The sequence below is a fragment of the Mesorhizobium sp. M7A.F.Ca.MR.362.00.0.0 genome (genome assembly GCF_004023175.1).
Taxonomy (GTDB): Bacteria; Pseudomonadota; Alphaproteobacteria; order Rhizobiales; family Rhizobiaceae; genus Mesorhizobium.
Window position 1 is genome coordinate 1 of the sequence record NZ_RZTF01001171.1, and the last position, 227, is coordinate 227.

Sequence of the window (227 nt, forward strand, 5' to 3'; positions counted from 1 at the left end):
ATCCTGCACGCAGGCGGAAAGTTCGGACAAGGCGGATACAAGACGAGCGGCGGTCTGCATGGTGTAGGTGCGTCAGTTGTCAACGCCTTGAGCGAGTGGGTTGTCGTTAAAATAAAAAGAGACGGTTTTATCTATGAACAGCGTTTTGAAGATGGAGGAAAGCCAGTTACTACGCTTGAAAAGCTAGGCAAAACAAATCAAACTGGCACGACTATTCACTTTAAGCC

1 pseudogene is annotated in these 227 nt (G+C 47.6%); it reads left to right on the forward strand.

From position 1 onward, the window contains the following. Positions 1-227 (forward strand): annotated as a pseudogene (locus tag EOC06_RS39520) (ATP-binding protein); the annotation flags it as partial.